Source organism: Streptomyces sp. NPDC093094 (assembly GCF_044754345.1).
Taxonomy (GTDB): domain Bacteria; phylum Actinomycetota; class Actinomycetes; order Streptomycetales; family Streptomycetaceae; genus Streptomyces.
The window spans coordinates 1-5,843 of sequence record NZ_JBIVOX010000056.1 but is presented as its reverse complement, the minus strand read 5'-3'; the positions used below and the strand labels follow the sequence as shown (position 1 = coordinate 5,843).

General features: G+C 74.3%; 5 protein-coding genes. 3 read left to right on the top strand and 2 right to left on the bottom strand.

Going from position 1 to position 5,843, the window contains the following annotated elements:
* Window positions 1–204 precede the first annotated feature (204 nt).
* On the bottom strand, window positions 205–699 hold the full coding sequence (locus ACIQGV_RS40750) for a GNAT family N-acetyltransferase (RefSeq protein WP_402504801.1): 495 nt from the start codon (window positions 697–699) through the stop codon (window positions 205–207).
* Between the two features lie 71 nt (window positions 700–770).
* Here ACIQGV_RS40750 and ACIQGV_RS40745 point away from each other — a divergent pair, with 71 nt between their 5' ends.
* The gene (locus tag ACIQGV_RS40745) at window positions 771–1,667 is read left to right on the top strand and encodes a TIGR01777 family oxidoreductase (protein WP_402504799.1); all 897 of its coding nucleotides are present in this window, start codon (window positions 771–773) and stop codon (window positions 1,665–1,667) included.
* Between the two features lie 185 nt (window positions 1,668–1,852).
* Window positions 1,853–3,184, top strand: a complete 1,332-nt coding sequence (locus tag ACIQGV_RS40740; protein WP_402504797.1) for an NAD(P)/FAD-dependent oxidoreductase — start codon at window positions 1,853–1,855, stop codon at window positions 3,182–3,184.
* A 19-nt stretch (window positions 3,185–3,203) separates the two neighbouring features.
* Here the strand turns inward: ACIQGV_RS40740 and ACIQGV_RS40735 are convergent, their stop codons facing one another.
* Window positions 3,204–4,640, bottom strand: coding sequence for a regulator (locus ACIQGV_RS40735; RefSeq protein ID WP_402504795.1), 1,437 nt, complete (start codon window positions 4,638–4,640; stop codon window positions 3,204–3,206).
* Window positions 4,641–4,874: 234 nt separating this feature from the next.
* On the opposite strand from ACIQGV_RS40735, the gene lipB reads away from it, so the two are divergent.
* Window positions 4,875–5,675, top strand: coding sequence for a lipoyl(octanoyl) transferase LipB (lipB, locus tag ACIQGV_RS40730; RefSeq protein WP_402504793.1), 801 nt, complete (start codon window positions 4,875–4,877; stop codon window positions 5,673–5,675).
* The last annotated feature ends 168 nt before the right edge of the window (window positions 5,676–5,843 follow it).

Below are 5,843 nucleotides of genomic sequence, written 5' to 3'. Positions count from 1 at the left end.
CGGTGCAGTCCTAGACAGCTCCACCACACCGGAGGTCTTCGCCATGATCAAGCACTGGCGAGTGTCAACAACGCTCGTGATCAATACACCTAGGGGCGGCGCGCGCCCCGGGGGGTGCGCGGTGCGGTGCGCGGTGCGGTGCGGTGCGCGGTGCGGTGCGCGGTGCGCGGTGCGGTGCGCGGTGCGCGGTGCGGTGCGCGGTGCTCAGACCAGCCGCTGTCCCATCAGTACGTCGTCCACGAACCCGCCGTCGAGGAGGAACTCCTCCGGCTGCACACCCTCCACGGTGAAGCCCTCGGACGCGTACAGCGCGCGGGCGACGGTGTTGTGGCCGAGCACCCGCAGGGTGATGCGGCGGGCTCCCAGGGCCCGCGCCCGCACGACGGCGGCCCGGAGCAGGGCCCGCCCGGCACCCTTGCCGCGGGCCGCGCCGTCGACGGCGAGGCCGCGGATCTGGCGGACGTGCGCGTTCGAGGCGAGCGGGGTCGGGAAGCCGAGCCGGACGTAGCCCACGAGCCGGCCGTCGAGTTCGGCGACCAGATGGTCGCCCGGCCCGGCGGTCTCCCGGAAGAACGGCTCCTCGGGTCCGGGCCTCGGGGTGACGGCGTGCAGGGAGGACCAGGTGACGTGGTCGAGGAGGCTCAGCGCGGGCTCGTCGGCGTACGTCGCCGTACGGATGCGTATCTGCGGATCCGGCATGGCGGCCACTGTACGGCGGACGCGGCGGTGCCGGTCCGGGGTTTTTCCCGGGCACCCGGCAGGATGGGGGCATGGAGCGTGCGCGAATCGTGGTGGCCGGGGCGTCCGGGCTCATCGGCCGGGCCCTGGTGCGGTCGTTGACGGCGGACGGGCACGAGGTGGTGCGTCTGGTGCGCCGGGAGCCCCGGGCGGCCGACGAGGTCCGGTGGGACCCCCGGGCCGGGCGGGTGGAACTGCCCGTGTGCGACGCGGTGGTGAACCTGGCGGGTGCCGGGGTGGGGAACCGGCCGTGGACGCGGGCGTACAAGGAGGAGATCCGGGCCAGCCGGGTCCTGGGCACCCGCACCCTGGCCCGGGCGCTCGCCGGTGCGCAGCCGCGTCCCCGGGTGTTCGTCAACGGCAGCGCGGTCGGCTACTACGGCGACACCGGGCAGCGCGCGGTCGACGAGGACGCCCCCGCCGGGGAGGGTTTCCTGCCCTCGGTGTGCGTGGAGTGGGAGAGTGCCGCGGAGCCCGCCCGTCAGGCCGGTGTGCGGACGGTGTCCGTGCGCACCGGGCTGGTGGTGGCGCGCGAGGGCGGGGCGTGGGGACGGCTGTTCCCGCTGTTCCGGGCGGGTCTCGGGACACGGCTCGGCGACGGCCGGCAGTACTGGTCCTACGTCTCCCTGCACGACGAGGTGGCCGCGATCCGTCATCTGCTCGACCGCGACGACCTGTCGGGGCCGTTCAACGTGACCGCACCCGAGCCGCTGACGAACCGTGAGATCACCGCCGCGATGGGCCGGGTGCTGCGCCGCCCCGCCGTACTGGCGGCGCCCGCGCCGCTGTTGCGGACCGTGCTCGGCGACATGGCGTCCGACGTCCTGGGCAGCCAGCGGGTGCTGCCGCGGCGGCTGCTGGAATCCGGCTTCGCGTTCGCGTTCCCCGGCATCGACGACACCATCCGCGCGGCGCTCGACCGGGGCTGACCTGCGCGGCCGCTCCCCCCGCACGGCGTCCGCCGGCCGTGTGCGACCGCTGTGCGACCGTGCCCTGTCGATGCGCGACTGTCCCTGATCGGTCCCGGCCCTAACCTCGACCAGAACTCGGGTATCCCCGGAGCCTATTGAGGGCATGAGCCCTCCACCGGCCGCGCAACCTCGAGGAGGGGCACGTGCTTCAGCCCGCGTATCAGGCGGACGTCGTCGTGGTGGGAGCCGGGATCGCCGGTCTCTCCGCAGCTCAGAGGCTGACCCGCGCAGGAGTCAGCACAGCCGTTCTGGAGGCCGCCCCCTGTCCGGGGGGCCGCATGTCGACCGAGAAGGTCGACGGCTTCCGGCTCGACCGGATCGGGCAGCTGCTGTCCACGGCGTATCCCGAACTGGGACTGACCCCGGGCCTGGACGGGCTCGCCCTGCGCCGTTTCGATCCGGGCGTCCTGCTGCACAGCGACGGGCGCCGGCTGCGGGTCGGCGCTCCCCTGCATCGGGGAAGCGCGAGGGGCGCACTGCACGCGGTGCGCGCTTTCGCGAGCGCCCCCCGGCCGCAGCAGTCCGGCAAGCCCGTCGGCACCGCCGTCGACCAGGCACGGCTCGGCGCGGCGCTCGCCCGGCTCGCCTCGACGCCCGTCGAACGGCTGCTGGCCCGCCAGGAGCTGCCCGCCGGCCAGGCGCTCGCCGCCCGCGGTCTGCCCTCCCGCACGGTCGACGGCTTCCTGCGGCCGCTGCTCGCCGCGCTGCTGTGCGACCCGGATCTGACGACGTCCAGCCGCTGCGCCGACCTCGCGCTGCGCTCGTTCGCGGCCGGCCGGCTGTGCGTGCCCGAGGGCGGCGCCGAGGTGCTGCCCGAACTGCTGGCGCGCGGTCTGCCGCCGGGGACCGTGCACACCGGCGTCCAGGTCACCTCCGTGTCCACCACGTCGGTGACCACGGCCGAGCACGGCGAGTTCCGCTGCCGGGCGGTCCTGGTGGCCACCGACGCCCGCACGGCCGCCGAGCTGCTGCCGGGGCTGCGGGTGCCGGACTTCCACCCGGTGACGGTGGTCCACCACACCACGGACGTGCCTCCCGCGACCGGCGCCCTGCTGCTCCTGGACGCCGACCGCGGCGGCCCCGTCGCCCACACGGCGGTGATCAGCGACGTCGACCCGACCCGGGCCCCGCAGGGGAGGGCCCTGATCTCGTCGGCCGTCCTGGGCACCCCGGCCCCGGACATCGACACGGCCGTCCGCATGCAGCTCTCCCGGCTCTACGGCACCTCCACCGCGCGCTGGGAGACCCTCGCCGTCCACCACACACCCGAGGCGGTCCCCGCCATGCGCCCGCCCCACGACCTGCGCCGCCCGGTCCGCCTCCTGGCCGGCCTCTACGTCTGCGGCGACCACCGGGACACGAGCACGGTGCAGGGCGCCCTGCATTCGGGCCGCAGGGCGGCCACGGCGATCCTGCGGGACCTGGGGGCGGACAGGCCCCTGCGCACCGCCGAACCCGTCCCCCAGGCGGCCTGAGGGGCCTGAGGGGCGGCCCCTACCCCAGGGCGGCGACCTTGTCGCGGTACCCGCGGACCGGTGCGGCGTCCTTGTAGGGCTCCAGCCGCCGCTCGAAGTCCCTGACGTACTCCACCGCCCGGACCGACCGCATCTCCACGGCCTGCCCGGCCGCCTCGGCGCCCAGCCGGCACGCCTGGTCGAGCTCGCCGAGACCGAGCCGGGCGGTCGCGAGGACGACCCGGCAGAAGAGGCGGCTGCGCGCGAAGGCGGGCGCGCGCAGTTGCAGCGACCTCTCCGCGTGCTGCGCGGCCGCCCGGAACTGCTGGAGATCGCGGTGGCAGTGCCCGAACTCGTCGGCGAGCTGAGCCTCGTCGAAGGAGCGGGCCCAGGGCGGTGTGTCGTCCCCGGGCCGGGCGGTCTCCAGCGCGCGCTCGGCCCGCACCAGGGACGCCGTGCAGGCACGCACCTCGCCGAGCACCCCGTGCCCGCGCGCCTCGGCCGAGTGCAGCAGCGCCTGCACCACCGGCGGGGCCGACCCCCCGGCCCCCTGCTGGGCGACCCGGGCGAGCTGGACGGCCTCGCGCCCGTGCCCGAGGTACACGGCCTGGCGGCTCATGGTCACCAGCACGTAGCTGCCGTACGCCCGGTCCCCCGCGGCCTGCGAGAGCCGCAGCGCCTGGACGAAGTAGCGCTGGGCGAGCCCGTGCGCGGCGATGTCGTACGAGGTCCAGCCGGCCAGCCGCGTCAGATCGGCGGCCGCGGCGAACAGCCGGCGGCCGGTCTGCTCGCCGTAGGTGCCGCGCAGCATGGGTTCGCACTCGTGCTCCAGGTAGCGCACGAGGGCCTGGCGGGCGTGGCCGCCGCCGTACTGGTCGTCCAGGGCGCGGAAGAGGTCCCCGACCGAGTGCAGGGCGGCGATGTCGCCCGTGGTGACCTTCTGGCCGGGTCCGCGTTCGGTCTGGGTGCGCTGCCTGGGCACGGCGGGCCGCCCCGGGACGGGCACCCGCAGCGGCTGCCCGCCGTGGGCGACCTTCTCGTCGGCCCGGCCGATCAGCCAGTCCCGGCTGGGCACGACGAGCCCCGCCGGGGTGAAGGCGATCTTGCGGAGCTCGGCATGGCTGCCGGAGTCCTTGCGCCACAGGCCGCTGACGATGTCGACGGCCTCCTCCGGGCCCCCGGCGAACTCCAGCCCCGCGTAGACGGGCGCGCAGGCGTCCAGTCCGAGGTCCTGGGCGGTGAGGCGGCGGCCCAGACGGCGGGTGAAGACCTCGGCGATGAGGGCGGGCGTGGTGCCGCGCGGCTGCTGCCCGCGCAGCCAGCGGGTGACCGAGGTCTTGTCGTATCTGAGATCGAGCCCGTGTTCCATGCCGAGCTGGTCCACACGGCGGGCCAGACCTGCGTTGGAGAATCCCGCTTCTGCGATGAGCGCGGCGAGCTGGCGGTTGGGCGTGCGCTGCGCGGGTCGATCCGTCATGTGCGGTGAGGTCTCCTGCCCTCCAGGCCTTCCGAAGTGCCTGGAATTGCCTGTGAGCAGCCCTTATGGCCTTGTGAACGGCGCGAATGTAGCGGAGCGTGAGCAGGGGGCCACGCACTTCGGCATCCATTCATCCGATCGTGTGAGGATTACCACCGGAGCTGACGTGCGACAGGGAGTCGTACAGTGGCGTGGGCGCGTTTCATGCCTTACGAATTCGAGGAGGCGCTTGCCGTGAGTGAGCTGCGGTTCGTCCGGATGGGCTTCGGCGCGGAGGCCGTCGAGTACCAGGAGGCGTGGGACGAGCAGCGCCGGGTGCACGCGGCGCGGTTCGCGGACGAGATCCCGGACACCGTGCTGCTCGTGGAGCACCCGCCGGTGTACACGGCCGGGCGGCGCACCGCCGACGACGAGCGCCCGCTGGACGGCACGCCCGTGGTGGACGTGGACCGCGGCGGCAAGATCACCTGGCACGGCCCGGGCCAGCTCGTCGGCTACCCGATCCAGAAGCTGCCGCGCCCGGTCGACGTGGTCGCGCACGTACGGCGCCTGGAGGAGGCCCTGATCCGCACCTGCGCGGAGTTCGGCCTGGAGACCAGCCGGGTGGAGGGCCGCAGCGGGGTCTGGGTGCTCGGTGACCCGGTCGAGCGACGCCCCGCCCTGGGCGGGCTGTCCCTCGACTTCGACCCGCGGCTGCACGACGACGAGTTCGACCCGCGGCTGAACGGCCCGGAGTACGCCCCGTCCAACGCCGGCCAGCGCCGTGAGGACCGCAAGATCGCCGCGATCGGCATCCGCGTCGCCAAGGGCGTCACCATGCACGGCTTCGCGCTGAACGTGAACCCGGACAACAAGTGGTTCGACCGCATCATCCCGTGCGGCATCCGCGACGCGGGAGTGGCCTCCCTCGCCGACGAGCTGGGCCGCGATCTCACCATCGACGACGTCCTTCCGGTGGCGGAGCGCCATCTGGCGGACGTGCTGGGCAACGCGGACCTCAAGCCGCGCGAGATCGAGAAGCCCACCGCGGCATAGCCAGGTCCGGCACCACGGCCGGGCAGCAAATCAACGGGCGTACCCTTGGGAACGCCGAAGAATCAATCGCTAGGGAGCCGGTCGTGTCCGCAGTCGCACCCGACGGACGCAAGATGCTGCGCCTGGAGGTCCGCAACAGCCAGACCCCCATCGAGCGCAAGCCCGAGT